Origin of the sequence: Mesorhizobium sp. BR1-1-2 (assembly GCF_020165435.1) — a bacterium.
Taxonomy (GTDB): Bacteria; Pseudomonadota; Alphaproteobacteria; order Rhizobiales; family Rhizobiaceae; genus Mesorhizobium.
Map to the genome: position 1 here is coordinate 409,371 of NZ_JAIUID010000004.1, position 19,418 is coordinate 428,788.

20 protein-coding genes and 1 pseudogene are annotated in these 19,418 nt (G+C 64.0%); 8 read left to right on the forward strand and 13 right to left on the reverse strand.

All coding sequences use genetic code 11. The features are described from left to right. Positions 1-38: 38 nt before the first annotated feature. Positions 39-938 (reverse strand): LysR family transcriptional regulator, encoded by a 900-nt coding sequence (locus tag LB551_RS11595; RefSeq protein WP_140496254.1) that lies wholly within the window; start codon positions 936-938, stop codon positions 39-41. Between the two features lie 685 nt (positions 939-1,623). On the opposite strand from LB551_RS11595, the gene odc2 reads away from it, so the two are divergent. Together odc2 and LB551_RS11605 are read left to right on the forward strand one after the other, a co-directional pair. Further along, the gene (odc2, locus tag LB551_RS11600) at positions 1,624-2,757 is read left to right on the forward strand and encodes an ornithine/lysine decarboxylase (protein ID WP_224659232.1); all 1,134 of its coding nucleotides are present in this window, start codon (positions 1,624-1,626) and stop codon (positions 2,755-2,757) included. A gap of 96 nt (positions 2,758-2,853) precedes the next feature. Continuing rightward, complete coding sequence (locus tag LB551_RS11605) at positions 2,854-3,453, forward strand: GNAT family N-acetyltransferase (RefSeq protein ID WP_224659233.1); 600 nt, start codon at positions 2,854-2,856, stop codon at positions 3,451-3,453. Positions 3,454-3,530: 77 nt separating this feature from the next. Here the strand turns inward: LB551_RS11605 and LB551_RS11610 are convergent, their stop codons facing one another. From LB551_RS11610 to LB551_RS11630, 5 genes are all read right to left on the reverse strand, one after another. Then, on the reverse strand, positions 3,531-3,815 hold the full coding sequence (locus tag LB551_RS11610) for an SCP2 sterol-binding domain-containing protein (RefSeq protein WP_140556586.1): 285 nt from the start codon (positions 3,813-3,815) through the stop codon (positions 3,531-3,533). A 230-nt stretch (positions 3,816-4,045) separates the two neighbouring features. Continuing rightward, the gene (locus LB551_RS11615) at positions 4,046-4,567 is read right to left on the reverse strand and encodes a hypothetical protein (RefSeq protein ID WP_224623942.1); all 522 of its coding nucleotides are present in this window, start codon (positions 4,565-4,567) and stop codon (positions 4,046-4,048) included. Between the two features lie 30 nt (positions 4,568-4,597). After that, positions 4,598-5,023, reverse strand: a complete 426-nt coding sequence (locus LB551_RS11620) for a hypothetical protein (protein WP_140496250.1) — start codon at positions 5,021-5,023, stop codon at positions 4,598-4,600. A gap of 13 nt (positions 5,024-5,036) precedes the next feature. Next, positions 5,037-5,636 (reverse strand): rod-binding protein, encoded by a 600-nt coding sequence (locus tag LB551_RS11625; protein WP_224659355.1) that lies wholly within the window; start codon positions 5,634-5,636, stop codon positions 5,037-5,039. A 161-nt stretch (positions 5,637-5,797) separates the two neighbouring features. Further along, complete coding sequence (locus LB551_RS11630; protein ID WP_224659234.1) at positions 5,798-7,771, reverse strand: BTAD domain-containing putative transcriptional regulator; 1,974 nt, start codon at positions 7,769-7,771, stop codon at positions 5,798-5,800. Positions 7,772-7,922: 151 nt separating this feature from the next. On the opposite strand from LB551_RS11630, the gene LB551_RS11635 reads away from it, so the two are divergent. The 3 genes from LB551_RS11635 to LB551_RS11645 all read left to right on the forward strand — a co-directional run bounded on the left by LB551_RS11635 (position 7,923) and on the right by LB551_RS11645 (position 10,602). Beyond that, positions 7,923-8,921, forward strand: a complete 999-nt coding sequence (locus LB551_RS11635; protein ID WP_140549635.1) for a DMT family transporter — start codon at positions 7,923-7,925, stop codon at positions 8,919-8,921. Between the two features lie 111 nt (positions 8,922-9,032). Then, a complete protein-coding gene (locus LB551_RS11640) occupies positions 9,033-9,674 on the forward strand; it encodes a hypothetical protein (protein ID WP_224623938.1) in 642 nt (213 codons plus the stop codon). Positions 9,675-9,720: 46 nt separating this feature from the next. Then, a complete protein-coding gene (locus LB551_RS11645) occupies positions 9,721-10,602 on the forward strand; it encodes a DUF1194 domain-containing protein (RefSeq protein WP_224659235.1) in 882 nt (293 codons plus the stop codon). A 339-nt stretch (positions 10,603-10,941) separates the two neighbouring features. Here LB551_RS11645 and LB551_RS11650 read toward each other — a convergent pair whose 3' ends face one another. Beyond that, positions 10,942-11,736: an SDR family NAD(P)-dependent oxidoreductase gene (locus tag LB551_RS11650; RefSeq protein ID WP_224659236.1), complete on the reverse strand. Its 795-nt coding sequence runs from the start codon at positions 11,734-11,736 to the stop codon at positions 10,942-10,944. A 371-nt stretch (positions 11,737-12,107) separates the two neighbouring features. On the opposite strand from LB551_RS11650, the pseudogene LB551_RS11655 reads away from it, so the two are divergent. Further along, a pseudogene (locus LB551_RS11655) lies at positions 12,108-12,768 on the forward strand (winged helix-turn-helix domain-containing protein). Positions 12,769-12,819: 51 nt separating this feature from the next. On the opposite strand, the gene LB551_RS11660 reads toward LB551_RS11655, so the two are convergent. Then, positions 12,820-13,398: a TetR/AcrR family transcriptional regulator gene (locus tag LB551_RS11660; protein ID WP_224659357.1), complete on the reverse strand. Its 579-nt coding sequence runs from the start codon at positions 13,396-13,398 to the stop codon at positions 12,820-12,822. A gap of 80 nt (positions 13,399-13,478) precedes the next feature. On the opposite strand from LB551_RS11660, the gene LB551_RS11665 reads away from it, so the two are divergent. Then, a complete protein-coding gene (locus LB551_RS11665) occupies positions 13,479-13,838 on the forward strand; it encodes a hypothetical protein (RefSeq protein ID WP_224659237.1) in 360 nt (119 codons plus the stop codon). A gap of 93 nt (positions 13,839-13,931) precedes the next feature. Here the strand turns inward: LB551_RS11665 and LB551_RS11670 are convergent, their stop codons facing one another. After that, positions 13,932-14,147: a hypothetical protein gene (locus tag LB551_RS11670; protein ID WP_224659238.1), complete on the reverse strand. Its 216-nt coding sequence runs from the start codon at positions 14,145-14,147 to the stop codon at positions 13,932-13,934. Between the two features lie 226 nt (positions 14,148-14,373). On the opposite strand from LB551_RS11670, the gene LB551_RS11675 reads away from it, so the two are divergent. Further along, positions 14,374-14,742 carry an Hpt domain-containing protein gene (locus tag LB551_RS11675; protein ID WP_224659239.1) on the forward strand — a complete coding sequence of 123 codons (369 nt, stop codon included), beginning with the start codon at positions 14,374-14,376 and terminating at the stop codon, positions 14,740-14,742. A gap of 15 nt (positions 14,743-14,757) precedes the next feature. On the opposite strand, the gene LB551_RS11680 is transcribed toward LB551_RS11675, so the two are convergent. The 4 genes from LB551_RS11680 to LB551_RS11695 are packed head-to-tail and all read right to left on the reverse strand — an operon-like array spanning position 14,758 to position 19,380. Next, positions 14,758-16,185, reverse strand: a complete 1,428-nt coding sequence (locus tag LB551_RS11680) for a glycosyltransferase family 2 protein (RefSeq protein WP_224659240.1) — start codon at positions 16,183-16,185, stop codon at positions 14,758-14,760. Then, a complete protein-coding gene (locus LB551_RS11685) occupies positions 16,182-17,219 on the reverse strand; it encodes a HEAT repeat domain-containing protein (protein WP_224659241.1) in 1,038 nt (345 codons plus the stop codon). The genes LB551_RS11680 and LB551_RS11685 overlap by 4 nt, the downstream gene beginning before the upstream one ends. A 2-nt stretch (positions 17,220-17,221) precedes the next feature. Beyond that, positions 17,222-18,988, reverse strand: coding sequence for a YaiO family outer membrane beta-barrel protein (locus LB551_RS11690; RefSeq protein ID WP_224659242.1), 1,767 nt, complete (start codon positions 18,986-18,988; stop codon positions 17,222-17,224). Continuing rightward, positions 18,988-19,380: a response regulator transcription factor gene (locus LB551_RS11695; protein ID WP_140549996.1), complete on the reverse strand. Its 393-nt coding sequence runs from the start codon at positions 19,378-19,380 to the stop codon at positions 18,988-18,990. Before LB551_RS11695 ends, LB551_RS11690 begins: the two co-directional genes overlap by 1 nt. Between the last annotated feature and the right edge of the window lie 38 nt (positions 19,381-19,418).

Sequence of the window (19,418 nt, forward strand, 5' to 3'; positions counted from 1 at the left end):
AGGGGGCGAAAATGGGACCGCGCCGCAATTGAAGCCGGTCATGCGGTTTCGCGCGTCCTGAACCACTGGACCAGGAAATCGACGAAGACACGCACCTTGGCGGGCAAATAGCGCCGGTGCGGATAGACGGCGAAAATGCCGGCACCCGACAGGGTGCGGTCATCCAGCACCGTTACCAGCCGGCCGCTCGCAATATCCGGCACGGCGATGAAATCCGGCAGGATGGCAAATCCCAACCCCGACAGGGCAGCAGCCCGCGCCGCCATCGGGCTGTTGACTTCGATCGGGCCGGAGACCGAGACGCTTACCGTATCCTCGCCGTCTCCCTTGAATTGCCAGTTGTTCAAGCCGCGGCCATTGGTGTCGACGATGCAGGGCATGCGGCCGAGATCCTGCGCCCGCACCGGCATGCCATGCTTTGCGATGAGTTCGGGAGAGGCGCACAGCCGCGTCGAGAACGGCGCCAGACGCCTGGCGATCAGCGACGAGTTCTCCAGGCGCGAGATGCGCACCGCGAGATCAAAGCCTTCCTCGACGAGGTCGACGAAGCGGTCGTCCAGCTGGATGTCGAGCACGATGTCGGGATATTGCTTGGCGAAGTCGATCAGCGACTGGCCGATCGGCGCGTCGGCGAAGGTGCGCGGCGCGGACAGTTTGATCCTGCCGCGCACGTCGCCGGAGGATTCGCGCACGGCATCGGCAAGGCTGTCGACCTCGCGCACGATCTCGGAGGCGCGGCGATAGTATGTATGGCCGGCCTCGGTCATCGAGAATTGGCGGGTGGTGCGGTTGAGCAGCAGCGCGCCGAGCTCGTCCTCCAGCTCGCGCACATATTTCGACAGCAGCGCCTTGGAGCGGCCGATCTTGCGCGCCGCCGCCGAAAAGCCCTCGGCCTCGACCACGTCGATGAAGGCGCGCATGCGGGTCAGTGTGTCCATGAATCAGGCCTTTCGTGCGGCGTCGAGTTTCGGCCGAGCCGTATCAGGGCAATGTCGCCGCCGGAAGGGCCAGCGACAGGCCGGACCACCGGTATCTTGCGGGGGGTGCGGAAGGGCGTCGAAAGGGCAGTGCGTGCCTGTCATCGTTCGATATCCGGATACGGTGAAACCAACATTGTTCGATGCCGGAATTTTTACAACCTGCGATACGATTTTTATTGATTGTGAATCTCTCTGCCCCTATATCGCGCTTGCCCAAAGTCGCACGTGCCTGTGGGTGTCCGCCGATCCTCTGAATGGTGAGGGAAATCGGTAAGGTAACTGGAGCCAACCCCTCCAGTCGGTTTAGCGGCCAACCGCCAGACCGAGGACACCTTGAAGCAACGACGGTGCGGGCCTTTCTGGTTCTCTGCCGGTTGTCCAAAGACCGGGGTTACTGAAGAGGCACACCATCATTGCCGGCAGTGCGGAACGGGGTTCTCCCAATCCAAGCCAAGGCAGACAAAGCGAACCGAAGCCGGGCAAGGCCAAGGTTCATCGCCGCGAGACGGCGTTTCATGGTTCCGGGGTCTCCACCGGCTGGTTCCATGGATTTCCGTCCCGCCTTTGTCCACCGCGTGTTCGCGAGGCCGACAGCCCGCGTCCGCACCCTTGTGCGCGCCGAAAGGCGTGATGGAGAAACCCGATGGCCACGCAGCGCATCCTCGACTTCCTCGCCACCCGACGTCCGACCGGTCCTTGCCTCGTCGTCGACCTCGATGTCGTGCGCGACAATTTCCGCGCCTTCGAGAAGGCGCTGCCCGATTCCAGGATCTACTATGCGGTGAAAGCAAACCCGGCGCCGGAAATCCTGCGCCTCCTTGCTGCGATGGGCTCGTCCTTCGACACCGCTTCCGTTGCCGAAGTCGAGATGGCGATGGATGCCGGTGCGCCGGCGGACCGCATCTCCTTCGGCAACACCATCAAGAAGGAGCGCGACATCGCGCGCGCCTACCAGCTCGGCATCAAGCTGTTCGCCGTCGACTGCATCGAGGAGGTCGAGAAGATCGCCCGCGTCGCTCCAGGCGCCCGCGTGTTCTGCCGCGTGCTGACCGATGGCGAGGGCGCCGAATGGCCGCTGTCGCGCAAGTTCGGCTGCGTGCCGGCGATGGCCGTCGACGTGCTGCGCCATGCCAAGGCGCTCGGGCTCGACGCCTATGGCGTGTCGTTCCATGTCGGCTCGCAGCAGACCGACCTGACGGCCTGGGACCGCGCGCTGGCCGACGCCAAGACCGTGTTTTCGACGCTCGCCGAGGAAGGCATCGTCTTGAAGATGGTCAATATGGGCGGCGGCTTCCCGACGCGCTATTTGCGCGACGTGCCGGCGGCCCAGGCTTACGGCCAGGCCATCTTCTCGGCGCTGCGCAAGCATTTCGGCAACGCCATTCCCGAGACCATCATCGAGCCGGGCCGCGGCATGGTCGGCAATGCCGGCGTCATCAAGTCGGAAGTCGTGCTGATCTCGAAGAAGGCCGACAACGACAATGTACGCTGGGTGTTCCTCGACATCGGCAAATTCGGCGGCCTGGCCGAGACCATGGACGAGGCGATCCGCTACCCGATCGTGACCGCGCATGACGGCTCAGAGACCGTGCCTTGCGTGCTCGCCGGCCCGACCTGCGATTCGGCGGACGTGATGTATGAGAAGACGCCCTATCCGCTGCCTCTGTCGCTGACCATCGGCGACGAGGTGCTGATCGAAGGCACCGGCGCCTACACGACCACCTATTCGGCGGTCGCCTTCAACGGCTTCGAGCCTCTCCGATCCTACGTGATCTGACGGTTCGAAAGAACCGTCGGATCATCCCAGGTGGGCGTCTGTCGCCCATCCGGGCTCGCCTGTGGAACAGTCTCCGCTCGTGAAGGGATCGCGGAAATGGACATTGCAAATTTCGTTGCCGAAGGCGCTGCGCGCGACATTTCCCCCTCGGGGGAGGAGAGTGCCCGTGCTTTCGCCATCGTTGCCGAAACACCTGGTGACATCGTAGCGCGCGAGGCGTTGCTCGACGCCGCCATGGGGCCGAAGCGCAAGACGAAGTCGTCGGAGAAGCTGCGGCGGGGCCGGCGGCCCTCGGAAGGCCTGGCTTTCGTCGCGCGCGACGCATCGGGCACCGTGATGGGCACGGTGCGGCTCTGGGACGTCAGGCTGGGCGAGGGCGGTCCGGCAGCACTGTTGCTCGGGCCTCTGGCGGTCGCCCCTTCGCTCAAGAGTGCCGGCATCGGCTCGGCGCTGATGCGCCATGCGGTCGCCGAAGCCGTGCGTCTCGGCCACGCCGCGATCCTGCTGGTCGGCGATGCGCCCTATTACGGCCGCTTCGGCTTCTCGGCCGCGAAGACCGGTTCGCTGGCCATGCCGGGCCCATATGAGCGGCATCGGCTGCTCGCGCTGGAGTTGGTGGAAGGCGCGCTCGCCGGCGCCCACGGCACGCTGAAGGCCGCGGGGCGCAAGCTGAAGGCGCCGACGCTGGCGGCCTGAGGCGCGGAGCCCGAACGAAAAACGCCGCCCGAAACGGCGGCGTTTCGTTCCGAGAACAGTCTCGGCGATCTTCTATCTCAGCCGATCAACTGGCTGAGCGCCATGGCAACAGACATGTCGCCTTCGACCTTTATCTTGCCGGTCATGAACGCCATGGTCGGGTTGAGATCGCCCGATATCAGCGAGTCCAGATCGTCGAGCGAGAGCTTGATGGTGCAGTCGGCAGGGCCGTCGGCGGTCGAGACATCGGCGCCGTCAATGACGATGACGCCGTCGCCGCCGGTGTCGAACTTCACGGAACGATCGAACCCGCTGCTGGCCACGCGCGACCTGATCTTGTCGGCAATCTCCTGAACGCTCACGCTGTTCTCCTGTCTGGTTGCATCTGCCTGTTCGGTTGCATCTGTTTATCTGGTTGCATCTGTCGCGCCACGGCACATCGATCCGAAGGCCATGCATCTTCGCGGCCACGGTCTGCCGCATATAGCTTTGGATTGACGTTTACGTCAACGCGAATTGCAGGGCCTGGTTCCGATCGCCGCACCGGGCGAGGGACCGGATCACCGTGCCTGGCCAGTGGCATGCCGAGAGCTCAATGCGACTTGAACGCCTTGGTCATCTCGGACGCCGTGGGGCCGGCTTCCTGCCGGCGGCGCAGCCAGTTGTCGCGTATCTCATCCTTGCTCAGGAAATTGACCTGATCGACCAGAACTTCATGCACCAGTGTGGCGCCGACGCGTGTGTTGACGGTATCGCGGATCGCGGCGCGGAAGGCATCGAGGTCGAGCGTCTCCTTCTTGGTGAAGTCGATCTGCGGATTGGAATAGAGATAGGAATAGACCTGGTCGGTGATCAGCGCCTCGGCCGGGATCGACAGTTTCTTGATCTGCTCGGGTTCGACCGTGTAGACCAACTTGGTCAGGAAATAACCGTCGATCCTGGCGTTGCGGATCAGCGGCACCGAGATGACCTCGGTCTTGACGTAGTCCAGCCCGCCCAGCATCGGCTTCGGCTTTTCGCCGACGCCGCGTTCGCCGGCGGCCTGGAACGAATAGAACACCGCGCCGAGCGTAGCGACGCAGATCCAAACCGCGATGGCGATGACCTTGACCATTCAGGCAACCGAGCCGGCGAGCACCGCGCGCTAACCGCGCGCCCGGCCGAACTCGCCGGCGGAATAGGTGCCGTCGGTTTCGGCGCGCTGGATGGCGGTGCGCAACAGGCCAGCGACCTCGTTGACGGCGCTCAGATGCGCCAGGATCGCCGCCTCGTTCTTCGCCAGCTTCTGGCGAAGCCGGACAAGGCCTTCGCGGTGCTGTTCGAGGAACTCGGCTTCGCTTCCGCCGCGCATGGCACGGGTCAGTTCATAGAGATAGCGGCTCTTGCGCGCGTTCGATGCCTTGAGGTCGTAGCCCGTGTCGCTGCGCAGCCCGGCCGTCTCCTGCTCGACGACTTCCTCGATGCGGCCGATGATGGCGGCAAGATTTCCGGGCCGCGCGAGTGCGACCGGGGCTTCCGATGTGGCCGTGCGCGCCGGCAGGTTGGCGGTGAATTCCGAAAAGTCGGCCATGGCGTTTCCCAGTCTAGATCTTGATGTCTGTCTTTGTGGTCGTTTCATCGCCGGTCATGGACCTGGCGGCCTTGCGCTGCAGTTCCTGGACGAGCGAGGTGGACAGACGGCTCTGCCGGTCGATCTCGGTCTTTTCAGGCCCGCCGGAGACCGGGCCGATCGGCACCTTGCGCTTGCCTTCGAGATAATGGTCGGCGAGCAGCGATTTGGCGATGCCGATGCCGCCGCGCTCGGCCATGACGTCGGCGACGCGCTCGGCGAGCTGCGATTTCCACATGTCGCCGGCCAGGCCCGTGCCGTACACGCCCTCGGTATCCTTGGGCATCATGTTCTGGATGAAGGTCTGGAGCACCATGGCTTCGAATTTCTTGAACTTCTTGGATGGATCGGCCGCCACGGCCTGGTCGGCGTTGGCGCGCGACAGCATCGTCCCGGCCGAAGCGGCATCGACCGAAAAGCTGCCGGCAACGCCGCCCGCATGCCTGGTCAGCGCGGCGCGCGCGGCCGCGAGATCCGCCGGCTCGGCTGCTCGGACAACATCCATCACGATGTCGCTGGGTGGAGAGATCGCCAAGAAAGTCCGCCTTTTATCGGTTTTCCTTGGCCAGACAATGCCTCAACAAGCTTGTGGCAGGCTTGCGGGAGGAGGGGGCAAGGTCAGGGTTCTCTGCATCCAGCCGCGTAGCCAGATTTTCAACAACGCATGTCGGGTAAACTGGCTTCCGGTTTTGGGAGAACGACCAGCAGAAGGCGTCTCGCCGAACGTGACGCGCTTCAGGACGGGGGAAGACCGGCCCTCGACAGCATTTCAAGGAACCGGGAATGGTGATGATCCTTCACATAGCGCGGCACAAAGCCAGGGCAGACATTGCCCAGATTGAGATGCGGAAGTTGTGACAGGCAATGATGGATGGCCCGCGACCCTTCATCGCGATTGCCGGTCGCGGCCGCGGCTGCGGCCCAATAAAGCGCGCCACGAACGAAGCCCGGCTTTGTCCTGACCACCTTGCGCGCGACCTCGAGCGCCCGCTGATCGTCTCCGCCGGCAAACAGCGCCATAACGAGCCCGTGGTGACGCCAGTAGTCGATGACGTCATGGGTTCCCAACCGGATCGCCTCGTTCGCCTCGCGCACGGCTTCGCTGACCTGTCCGCGGAGCGCGAAGAGCATCGCAATATCGCCGTGGCCGCTCGGATAATTTGGGTTGAGGCTGATGGCGTGCCGGCATTCGACGATCGCCTCGTCGATACGACCGCAACTTTCGAGAGCGAATGACAAGATGCACCGGGCAATTTCATCGTCCGGCACCGCCCGCACCGCGGCCTCGGCGAGCGCCAGCGTATACTCAATATTGCCCTGCTCGCGGGGGAGCGCGCCAAACGCGATGCCCATGGAAATTAGGATCGAGAGCGTCCGCTTCGCACGGGCGTTGTCGGGCCCTATCGAGAGCGCCTTCGTCGCAAGTTCCATTCCGACCAGCAGCGAGTCCCGGGTCATCTCAAAATATTTCATGAGCGCCTCGTTCACCAACCTGCGCACTTCAGGAGGACCAGGCGGACTCTTGTCGCGGACCTTCCAGTTGGTCAGTTGAAGTTCGAGGATCACCGCCAGAACGACGGACTGGGCGATCCTGTCCTGGAATTCGAGCGCATTCTCGGAGTGGCCGTCGAACTTCTGGGCCCAGACATGATGACCGCCGACGGCATCGACAAGCTGGATGTTCACCCTCAGCCCATTGCCGGATCTCTGGATGCTGCCGCTGAGCACATATTGTGCCCGCAGCGCTCCCGGCGCTTTACCTTCTTGGCGCAGGCCGACCTTATCTGTCGGGGGCACCGCGGAGAGCACGACATAGTCGGCCACCTCGGAAAGGGCTGTCGTGATGTCCTGGACCAGTCCCTTGGAGAAAAAATTGTCGCCTTGTTTTCCGGTCAGATTGGTGAAGTCGGCAACGCCAATGGAGGGGCGTCCGAGGCGATGGCTGGCTGCAACACCGCTTGCCGACGGTGCGTGTGACGCCGTGTCGGAAGTGAGCAGCAGGGACTGCCATAGTGCCCGCGTCTCAGGGCCGGCTTCGACGCCGAACTCCTTCTTCAGCATGCTTCTACAAGCCTCGTATGTCCTGAGCGCCTTGTCGCGTTGCCCGCAAGCAAGGAGCAATTCCATCTTGAGCCGATAGGATTCTTCCCGCGCCGGATCCATAGCCAGGACGCGATCGGCCAGGACGAGGCCCGCTTCAGCGTCGACGAGGCGAGCCAGTTTCTCGAACGATTCAAGCGCACGACCGAGCAACCTGTCGCGTTCCGACGCGACCCAGTCGTCGAAGCCATTGCTTCCCACATGGAAACCGTCGAGGAACGGGCCAGTGTAGTTCGCCAGAGCCTTTTCGAGTTCCTGCGCGGAACGGGCCGATAGGCCCGTCTCGAACTCCTCCACATCGACCCGAAACGCCTCTGGCCTGAGGTGGATCAACTCTCCGGTGGAATGGATAAGATCCACACCCGAGAGATCGCGGCGCAGGACGCTGAGGGTTTGGCGAAGACTGTTGCGCGAATGTTCGCCATCGCTGTCGCCCCATAGCAGGTCAGCCAGTTTCTCCCGCGTTGCTGCCATGCCCGGACATCGGGCCAGATAAGCAACGATTGCCGGGCCGCGTTTCCCAGCCAGTCGAAGCGGGCCAGTTGTTTCAATACGGAAGCCGCCGAAGAGTGAGATTCTATTTGCAGCGCCGCCGTCGTCACTTTGCATCTGCTGCCTCAGCCTGACGAAATTCTAACGCAAATCTAACGTTCCGCAATCGTCCGTCACCGCGCTTCAAGCGCCCCCGTGACGGCAGGTCATTTAGACTTCGCTAAATTAGGCCGCCAAGTCAACGCAATGCTTGGTTCAAGAGGGGCGCGTGTCCAGAACAAGAGCCGATTTGCTGCTGCTCTTTGCAGCCGCATTGTGGGGCTTCGGCAACGTCTCGCAAAAGACGGTGCTGGTCCATCTCGACGCCATGAGCGCGGTAAGTCTGCGTTGTCTGATCGGCGGGCTGCTGGTGCTGCCCTTTGTCTTGACCGAAAGGCGAGTGGCGATCGGGGCGGGCTATTTTCCGAGCCTGGCCAGGGTGGGCGCGCTGTTCGCCATCTCCATCACGCTTCAGCAGCTTTGCTATCTGGGAGCCTCGGTCACGAATGCAAGCTTCCTGGTAAGCACGGCAACCGTGATGACACCATTGGCCGCCTGGTTGCTGGTCGGCGAGCGTCCGACGGCGGGCCTCACGATCGCTGCCGGGCTGACCCTGGTCGGAGCCCTGCTTTTGTCGGATGGGATCGGCGGCCTCAGCAGCGGCGATCTCACCGCCGTCCTCTCGGCTGCCTGTTATGCGCTCTGGGCGGTCGAGCTCGGCCGGCACATGCAGGCCCATGCGCGGCCGTTCACTGCCGCCGCGGCACAATTCCTCGGCGCCGCAGTCTTCGCCCTGCCGCTCGGGGCAATGCATGGCAACCTGTCGCTGGCCGCCGCATTCGCAGCCGGCCCGGAATTGGCGATACTCGGCGTCTTCTCCACCGCGATAGCCTTCGGCATACAGACGGTTGCCCTCCGCTTCACGCCGGCCAGCCACGCCGCCGTGATCGTCAGTGCCGAAAGCGTTTTCGGGGCGCTGGGCGCGGCGATCTTCCTGGGCGAGCGGAGTTCGTGGCCGGGCGCCTTGGGAGCAGCGATCATTCTCGGTGCGATCCTTTCCGTAGCACGATCGAACCGAACGCCGCGGGCACGCGAGTCCTTGCGGACCGCTTCGAACCAACTCTTCGACATTGCCCCTGCCTTTGCAACGGTGCCGGCAAGCGGGGCAGGCGAACGGCGCGTCAACAGTTCAGGTCCGGTGGAGGAATGCGATGACCACTGCCGCTGATCCGAACGTCGCCGTGTCGATCGCCGCCGGACAGGCCGCGGGGGTGCTGTGATGAACGCATGGACAGTCCTTCTTCCGCTTACACATTTGAGATCAGCCCTTGGTGCCCGCATGAAGGGACCCGGCGGCTATTACAACAGTGGCAACGCGCTTGGCCTCGTCGTAGGTCTTGCAACCCAAATTGCGGCCGCGCCAGTCGGCCCGCATGAGGAAAGCGCTGTCATCGCGGCGGTGATGGACTATTTCGCGGGCAGCCATGGCACTGTTGCGCTCACCTTGGCTACCCTCGTCTTTTTCTGCGGCGGCGAAGCATACCACCGAGCTTGGGCGAAGCCGGATGTTCCCGATCCCACCCTCAATCGTCTGGGCGACTTCCTCTCGGGATTAGGCGCAATCGGGCTCGGCATCGCGCTGTTGCTGCTCGGCGACCCGCTGCTTGCGGCGACCTCTGGCCTGCTGCATGCGCTCGGCAAGTTCGGCAGCGCCTTTCACAGGCCGGGCAGGCAGGTTCCGGTGTGGCCGACCGCTTGGCCCGATCCGTTCCGCAGTGCGGTGCTCGCCAGCAGGTTGCCGGCAGTGGTGGCGACAACCGTCGTCCTCGGCCAGGCTTTGCCGGTGGTCTGGTCGGGCGAGTCCTTCGCGGCACTCATCATGCCGCTGACGTTACTCGGCTGTTATCTTTTGTGGACCAAGGCCGATCTGCTGCTGTTCGGCGTTAGGTCCAAGGTCCCTCGTCAAATTTCCACATGTTGAAAATGGGCGGCTTTGACAACGATCGGTTGTCGAGATGGAGAATGGCATGTTTACAGATATGTATCAGGACGCCGGTCCCTCTTCTGGAGCGGTCTCCTTTCGCGGGCGGGTGCGGTCGATAGGCGGGGCCAATCTTTTTTCGCCCACAAAGCCATCGGGAAGGGGGCTGGCAAAGCGAGGCAATTCACTCCTGAGACTGGCGGGGATACTTGCAGCTCCTGCGTTCTGGAATTTCCCGGCGCATGCGGCGAATGTCGACGTTGCCATCGTGTTCGCGGTCGACTTCTCGTCATCGATTGATCCAAAGATCGCCGATCTGCAACGCGAGGGACATGCCGCAGCACTCACGTCGCCCGAGATCATCGCCGCCATCGGCCGGAATTACGTCGGCTGCATCGGCGTGGCCTACTTTGAATGGTCGAGCCCCGGACACGCACGCACCATACTGCCGTGGACAAGCATTTGCGGACTGGAAGATGCAAGAGCGGCGGCGGCGGAGATCAGCAGGAAAGGGGATACCGGCGTCATCCGTCGAGGGCGAGCCGGAACATCGGTTTCCTCGGCTATCGACATTGGCAGTCTTCTGCTGGACCAGTTTCCTGGAAATGCCGCCAAGAAAGTCATCGATATCTCTTCCAATGGTGAGAACAACGACGGACTTCCTGTTCAGCCGAGCAGGCTGAACGCCATTGCCAAGGGATATACGATCAACGCGATCGCCATTCCCACCGAAGACGACGATCCCGACAATTCGCTGGCATCCTATTTTGCCAAATCGGTCATTGGTGGTTCCCAGGCCTTCGTCATGACGCCGAAAGGGCCAAACGACTACAGCACGGCGCTTCGCCGCAAGCTGGTCACGGAAGTAAGCATGAACAACGAAGGGCAATTCCCGCAACCGGCGGACGGGCGCTCTTCTCAACCATAATTCCGGACAGTGGCGAATTGCTGCACGGCCGCGTAGGGCCGAGAGCAGAGGGCGGCTCCTGGCATCAGTAAACACAGCTTTCCAGGCTGCTCGGCTCGACGCGCCGAGCCGTCAACTGACCTGAATGCGGCGGTCACCTGTCCGTTGCTCTCCCAATAGGTGTTTCTTGGCGATCCACGGCCCCTCGTCGATCTTGACCTCGGCCCGGTCGATCGGCGCACCCCAGGCGGCTCCAACGATCCGACAATTGCTGCCAATATGAGTCACCCGAGCCGGCGCCGATTTGAGGCCGGCTCAGCCGCGGCGACGCTCATGCCACCGCGGCGGTGGGAGCGCGGCTCATCCGATCGAGCGGAGCACACCACCGTCGACGCGCAGCGCGGCGCCGGTGGTCGCCGAGGCCTGCTCGGAGCAGGTGTAGACGACCATGTTCGCGACTTCCTCGGTTGTCGCGAACCGGTTGATGAGCGTGGTCGGACGCAGCGATTTCAGGAAATTATGCTCGGCGTCCGTTTGCGTGATGCCCTGCTCCTTCGCGGTGGCCTTCATCCAGCCGCCGAGAATCTCGGAGTCGGTCGGCCCCGGCAGGACAGCGTTGACCGTGACGCCGGTGGCACCGACAAGTTCGGCCAGCCCGCGCGACACGGCCAGCAACGCGGTCTTGGTCATGCCGTAGTCGATCATCTCCTTGGGGATGGCGAGCGCGGACTCGCTGCTGATGAAGACGACCCGTCCCCACCCGCGCTCGACCATACCCGGCATATAGTGGCGCGCGGCGCGCACGCCGCTCATCACGTTGAGCTGGAAGAGGTCGAGCCATGCGGCGTCGTCCTGCTCGAAGAAGCCATTGGGACGCGCAGTGCCAACATTGTTGACGAGGATGTCGGCATCCGGCGCCTGCGCCACGAGCGCCGCCGAGCCCTCGGCCGTCGCGAGATCGGCGGCAATGCCGGTGAGGTCGGCGTCAGGCAGCAGCGCGCGCAGTTCCCGGAGCGTCGCGGCGACCCGCTCTTCCGTACGTCCATTGAGGACGACGGCGGAGCCTGCGCGCGCGAGCCCTTCGGCGATCGCGCGGCCGATGCCGGCGGTCGATCCCGTGACGATGGCCTTGCGGCCCTTGAGTTCGATGTTCATGCCCTTGATCTCCGATTACAGGTGGCCGGACGACCGGACAGATGGCCCGGAGGTCAGCTGATGCCGCTCAGCTAGATAAGCCGCGCGAGCGCACGCAGGCGTTCCGATGCTAGTGCCGAAAGACGCCGAGCCCGGGTGCTTGCCATGGACACCGCCATTTCCTGGCGGCCGAATATACGGGCAATGCCTGGCCAACAGCCCCAGATCTTATGATTGAATAGCTCATCGCGCTTCTCCTTCGTGGGCGGACGCATCGCCGCTGCCTCACGCCAAGAAGTAGGCGTGCCGAGGCGCGCCATGCAGTCGGAAGATATGCACTAGGGTGGTGCGAAATTGCACCGGAGGCCTCACGTGACCGCGCGAACGTCTCGATGATCGACTGGGACGATACCGTTACTTCCTTGCGGTCGCGCGCGGCGGTTCGGTCCGAGCGGCGAGCGAGCGCCCCGGCGTGACTGTTCGATCGTCCTGCGCCGCATCTCCCAGCTCGTCGATGTCGGACTGCCCGAAGGCAATGGCTTCGATCTGGCTGCCGAGATTCGCCGAAACAGCCGATGCGGCATCATCATGCTGACGGCGCTGGGCGGCAGCGATGACCGCATTCGTGGCTTCGACAACGGCGCCGACATCTACCTGGTCAAGCACAGCACCTTGCGCGAGATAGAAGCGGCCGCCCGTAGTCTGCTGCGGCGGGCGGGCGACACGCCGGACGCCGCGGACGGAAACGAAGACCGCTGGGTACTCAATGGCTCCAATTGGCTGCCGACCGCGCCCAACCAGCATTCGCTAAAGCTGACGGCCACCGAGTTCGCTTTCCTCAATGTGTTGTCCAATCGCAAGGGCGAGGTGTGCCGGCGCGAAGATCTGGTGGAAACGCTCGCCCGCCCCAAAGTCCATTTCGATGACCGCGATCTCGACGCGGTGGTCAGCCGGCCGCGCCGCAAGATCGAGCATCATTCCAAGCTGCAGGCACCGATCAAGGTCGTTTACGGGGTCGGCTATACGTTCACCGCCGCCGTGTCGGTGGAATGACCGTCGGCTCCCGGCGCGCTTTGAGGATCACGCGGTAAAGCCGGAGCATCATCAGATGGCGACTGTCTCGCGCACCTGATCGGCCGCAGCATCCAGAAAAGCCCGCGCGAGGTCGGGGTCGTTGACCACCCGCGAGAGCAGTACCGCGCCGACCATTGTCGAGAGAACGGCCATTGCCTTGTCGCCGGCCTTTTCGCCGTCGTCCTCGCCAACCCAACCGCCGAGCATCTCGAGATACTCCTTGATGCCGGCCTCGAATGAGGCCTTCACCTCGGCGCCTTGCCTGGCCGCATCCGAGCCGAGCGCGACGACCGGGCAGCCGTCCATCTTTTCCGCGCGATGATCCATACTGAGGTAGAATGAAATCACCCCGTCGAGCGGTCTCCCAGGGTTTGCCGCCGTCGCGGCCGACCACTTGTCGGTGGCGCTTTCCATCGCGCGCCTGGATGCCTGCGCCGCCAGGTCGTCTTTCGACTCGAACTGCTTGTAAAAGGCGCCCTGGGTCAGCCCGGCGCCCTTCATCAGATCCTTCAGGCCAATGCCGTCAAAGCCTCGCTCCCGAAAAAGGCGGCTTGCCACATTGATCACGGTTTCGCGGTTTTCCGCGGCCTGAGTGCGACTTACGCGCATCGCCATCTCCTTTTTTAGATTGCATTCGTAATCTATACATTATATAGATGTCGAATGCAATCCAAAAAAGGAGATATGACATGATCCGCAAAACCCTGAGTGCGTCCCTTCTGGCGATGTTTCTTGCGCAACCGGCTTTTGCCGAGGAAGCAACCATCGGACGCCCGATCGAAGCTGCCAGCCTGCACGAGGGAAAGCTCGACATGGTGGTCTACTACGTCCCGGTCGCCGGCGACCTGCTGGAGGTCACCGCCACCTTCGCGCCGAAGACCGGAGGTGATCCGCTGCGCTTCGTCATGGGCCTTGCTGACGGCGACTCCGTGGCCTTTTCCATGCCGGGCCATCAGGATTCGCTTTATGCGTTCTCAAGGTCGGGCGAGGAGGTGACGATCTCGACAGAGACTGACACCTACCTGCGAGCCGACGCGGCAATGCGCTGACGGGCAGACCCTGCGTGGCGTGGGCTGCGTCCGAACAGCTCGCCACAAGTGCCTTCGATCACGCTACCGAATGAGTTGGAGGAGAGTGAAATGCTATATAGCTATTTCGTCGAGAAATCGATCCGAAAGAGCTTCGATGACGTCAACAATCATCGCTGGGATGCGGCGGCGAAAGCACTCGCGCCGCATTTCCATCATCGGGTTGGCGGCGCCCACGCGCTTGGCGGAGAGCGCCACGACAAGGAAGCCCTGCGCCGCTGGTTTGAACGCCTCGGCCGTGTCCTGGCGCGTCTCGTGCAGCGCCTTCAACTGTCCTGCACCTTGACCAGCTTCTTCAGGCGGTCCTTGCGCGTGCTCATGTCACCTCGCCGGAGAGCCGACCTTGCACTGTACAGTTCGCCATGGGGGAGTCTGCATGTAGGCACAGAAGTGCGCGTGCCGCCGAGTGCGGCGCAAAGCGGCCGTCCATAGCACGGCTGGCGGAATCGCATTTGCGTTAACAGCGCCGATCGTGGTCGCCCACTCACCTGAGATAATGCGCGACAAGCAGCCCGTTTCAACCCAAGCCTGTTTCTGCTTGAATGCCCTCGATCCCGGAATGGAGCACAGCCTCATCTCAAACGACCCTTTCGCCGCGTTGCGGCAACGCTTCCTTGCCCGATGTGCCGACCAGCTGGCGGCGCTGAAGGCCACACGTGAGCGAAGTGCCGCGCCCGGGACTTCCGGCAATGAGTTGGCCCGCATCGCCCACTCGCTGGCGGGGGCGGCGGGGACATTCGGCTTTGCGGAGATCAGCGCGCGGGCGTCCGCGCTGGAGGCGCTGCTGATCGAGAAGGAGCATGAAGCGGCGGCAGAAGCCGCGCTCGACGCCCTGATCGCGGAGATTGAGCGGACGCTGCAATGATGCGTCCGGCTACGTCTATTTCTTGGCGCCGGACAGGCCGGTCCTGGTCATCTCGCCCCAGTTCTGGTCTGCCCGCAAGAATTGCCACCAGCCCTTCACGCGCCAGAAATTGTTGAGCTGGCGATAGCCAAAATTCTCGATCACGGCCACCGCGGTCAGCACGGCTAGATCCCGGGCGCGTGGGAAGCGCTGGAGCTCGGCCTCTTCGAGGATGAGGGAACATACGCTCACACAGACGCCATAGGTGAAGATGAGCGAGGTGAAGGCCAAAAGATACTCCGCCGAAAGGATGCCAAGCAGCCAGAAAGCCGGGATCAGGATATAGCCCAGCACCTCCGCCACAGGCCCGAGCACGTCGACAATCAATATGTGGCCGAAACCGAGGAAGCCGACGCGGCCATAGCGCGGATTGAAAAGCATGGCGCGGTGGCGGAAGAAGCATTCGAGCGCACCGCGCTGCCAGCGCGTGCGCTGCCTTGCCAGAACGCTGAGCGATTCCGGCGCCTCCGTCCAGCACACCGGTTCGGGGATGAACTGGATGCTGTATTTGCGCCTGGCATCCCGCATGTGGCGATGCAGCTTGATGACGAGGTCCAGGTCCTCGCCCATCGAACCCTTGGTGAAGCCGCCCACCGCCACCACTTCCGCGCGGCGGAACATGCCGAAGGCACCGGACACCAGCATCAGCGTGTTGATGCGGCTCCAGGCAAGCCGCGCCATGAGGAAGGCACGCAGATATTCGACTACCTGGAGCAGCGGCAGCAGGCGGCGCGGCAAATGGATCTCGCGCACCCTGCCGGCCTCGATTTTCGAGCCGTTTGCGATTCGGATCGTGCCACCCACGGCGATGGTGCGCTCGGGGTCGTCGATGAAAGGTTGGGCTGCGCGCATCAGCGCATCGGGCTCAAGGATGGAGTCGCCGTCTATTACGCAGAAGAGCGGGGCCCGGCAGACATTGATGCCGGCATTCTGGGCGTCGGCCTTGCCGCCATTCTCCTTGTCGACTACGAACAGCCGCTCGGTCATCGGCGAGGAATAGAGGCCGCGAATCGGCTTGTGCGCGAGCGCCTCCTCATAGGGCCGATGGAACTTCACCAGCCTGAAGGCCTCGATCAGGCTCTGCAGCGTCCGGTCCTTCGAGCCGTCATTGATGACGATCACCTCGAAATTGGGATATTCGAGCGCCAGCATGGAATGGACGCTCTCTACCACGTTCAACGCCTCGTTATAGGCGGGCACCAGCAGCGCGATCGGCGGTGCGACGTCGCTATAACGGTGCCAGAGCAGCGCCGAGCGCGCCACCGGCGGGCGCTTGGAAAGCGCATAGCCGGCGACGACTAGCTGCAGCAGATAGATCGTCGTCTGCGCCAGCCCCGCCCCAATGATGAACCAGGACAGGATGGTGGCGGCAAGAACGATTTCGTGGCTCCAGTCGGCGATCATGAGGCTGGCCCCTCGGCAAGAACGAGCGAGGCGGTGCGCTGACTGCGCGAGACCTCGCTTTTGGCAATCTCGCGCAGCAGCCGCTCTCCCGGCTGGCCGAAGGAGCGCAGCGCATTGGCGGCGGCATAGCGCACGTTCCACGCCTCATCGTCCATCAACCTGGCCAGTGGCGGGGCGAGTTCAGACAGGCCGAGCCGGCCGGCGGCATCGGCGGCGGCGCTGCGCACGTCCCAGTCGCCGTTTGCCATCGCGGTCGCCAGGATCGCCGACGCGTCAGCGTGTCCCGTGAGGCCGAGCGCGCGCAGCGCCGCGGCGGCAACCTCGGGCGAGGCGTCGACAGCCAGGCGGGCGAAGAAATCGGCGAAGCGAAAGCCGCCGGCACGGGCAAGCGCGTCGATCGCAGCCGCCCGAATGAAGGGCACGGCGTCAGCGCGCGCGGCGCGGTCCGCGAGCTCGTCGAGGCGCGCCGGCGGCAAGCGCCTGAAAAGCTCGATCAGGCGCCGCGAGCGCTGCCCCGCCACGCCGATCTTGCGCAGCGCAATGCCGAGCGGCGGCAGGCTGCCGAGATCGCAGAGCGCGATGGCGACGGCGATCCTGACCTCGCGTGAACGGTCGTGGTCGAGCGCCGAAAGCAGGCTTGCCACCGCACCTTCGGAACGCAGGGCCGCCAGCATCTCGGCCGCGTGTATGCGATCGGCCACATTGCCTTTTTCCAGCTGCCTGCCGACAAGGGCCGGTAGGCCGCATTCGTTGAACGCCGCAAGGACGTCGTCATGCTCCTCGCCGCGCAGCATCGAAATGAACTCGAAGCCGGCGTTGATCGCCACGCCCGCCGGCACCGCGAGCACCGCTGCCTTCAGGGCCTCGCGGTCGCGGTTTTCGGTGAAGGCGATCAGCGCCGTCAGAAGCTGGCGCCGCTGGTCGGCCCCGGCTCTGCCCCAGCGCTCCTGCAGCACGCGCCGTGCGACCAGGGACAGCATGATCACCAGGGAAAGAGCACTGAGCAATATGGACAGGTCCCAGATGTACCACATGGTCAGAACCGCGCGGTCAGTCCGAGCCCGAATATGCTTCGGTCGAACGTCGGGCGTTGCTCATGCGCGATGCTGGCGCGCAGCGTCAGTGGGTCGCTGACGTCCCAGGAAATACCGCCAAAGGCGGTGCGCGTCGGCACCAGCGTGCCGTCGGAGATTTCGGGGGCGTCCGCGTAGCCGCCGAACACATTGAAGTGCTGTGTCACCGCGAGGTCGGCGCGAAGCACATAACCGTCAGCACGTGTGCCGATATCGTCTTGCGCATGCACCCAGCGGGCGGAAAGCCCCAGGCGGCCGTCGAGGACATAGCCCTGCACCCAGGGTGAGATGCTGGTGACGCCGGTATCGGCGAAATTGTCGTAGCGGGCGTCGATGTTGAGCGTTAACGGTCCGAACGCCTTTGCCGGGGCCACGACCTGCCACGAAGCGCCGGCGCCGATCGAATAGCGCGCCAGGAAATCCGCGTCCGGGGTCGCCGCAGCCAACGCATAGGCGGAGAATGCGGGCGAGAAGGCCCGATCGACACGGCCCTCGATCTGGATGTCGGTGTGGCCAAAGCGGGTGGCCAGCCGGGTGCGGCCGGAAACCGTCATGCGCGGCGACAGCCGATAAGCAAGACCGGCCGAACTGTCGGTCCAGTCGCCGAGCCCGTCGGTGAGATCGCTCACCTCGCTTCCGAGGTCGAGCCGCCATTTGCGCGGCGGCGGCACGGCCAGCCTCTGCTCGATATCGGCAGAGCCCGGCTCGATGGCGAGCGCTTGCTCGTAGGCCTGCCGCGCGGCGTCGTCGTCACCCTCGGCGCGGCGCACATCGCCGATCCCGACCAGCGCCTCAGCGTTGCGCGGATCGGCCGCAAGCACGCGCTTGAATGACTGCCCGGCGCGCGCGTAGTCGGCCTCAAGCAACGCTACTCTCGCGTCCAGGTCGAGCGCCTCGACATTGTCCGGCGCCGAGGCCAGCAGACCGTCGACCAGGGCGCGGGCGCGCGGCGCGTCGCCTTGCCAGATCGCCAGGCGGACCTTGCCCAGCCGCGCGTCGAGAAGGCCGGGCTTTGTTGCCAAGGCGCGGTCGAAGAAATGCCCGGCTTCGTCGAAGCGCTGGCTGGAGCCCACGACCAACCCAAGGGCGACCATGACGTCAGTGTTCTTCGGCGCCAGCCTTAGCGCCCGGCGATAAATCTTCTCTGCATCGGGCAGCTTTCCCGCCGCACGCAACCGCCTGCCCTGTTCCATCAGGCCAGCGACAGGATCGGGCCGCTGGTGAGTTGGCTGCTTCGAAGGCGCCGCGGCAGCCGGAGCCGGTTTCGCCTGGCTGGCCAGCTTCGCCTTGCCGGCCTGCTTGGCCTTGCGGATATTCTCGACAAGTGCGGCGGCATCGGCATTGCCGGGATCGGCCTGGGCGACCGATTCAGCGAGCGGCAGCGCGGCATCCAGATTGCCGGAGCGGAACTCAACTTCCGCCATGCCGAAGCTGGCGTCCCGATACGCCGGGGCAAGGGAAAGCGCCCTGGAAAAGGCATCGCGCGCGGCCGGCAGCTTGTCGCGGCCGAGCTCGGCAAAGCCGAGCTGGACCAGAGCGTCGGTATTGTCGGGCTTGAGCGCCAGCGCGCGCCGAAAAAGATCCGCCGCCTCCTCGAAATGCTGCGCTTGCCTGGCCTTGACGCCGGATGCATAGAGCTCGTCGACCGTCTGCGCCAGCGCGGCGCAGGAAGGCGCTGCGATCGCCAGGACCAGGCATGCGGCCAGAGCTGCGCGCCGGCTGCGCCTCATCAGCGTTTCCCGCCCTTGCGCGAGATCAGACGCGCGAGCCGGGCCAGAAGCTCCTCGGGGATGAATGGCTTGACCAAATAGTCGTCGGCTCCCTTCTCAAGGGCCGAGACAATGTCCCTTTCAGCCTTGCGGGCTGTCAGCATAATCACCGGTGTTTCCGACAGAGCCGGGTCGCCCTTGATGCGGGTCAGCACCTCGAGACCGTCGGCCTTGGGCATCATAGCGTCGAGCACAATGATGTCGGGGCGTTCCTGCTCCGACTTCACCAGCGCTTCGGCTCCGTCCACCGCTTTGATGACCTCGTATCCCTTGGCCCTCAGCCTGAATTCCATCAGCTCGAGCAACAAGGGATCATCATCGCAGATCAGAACTCTTGCCTTCGCTCCATCCACCAGTCCTGCTCCGATCGCGCCTCGTTGCCCCCCGGAGT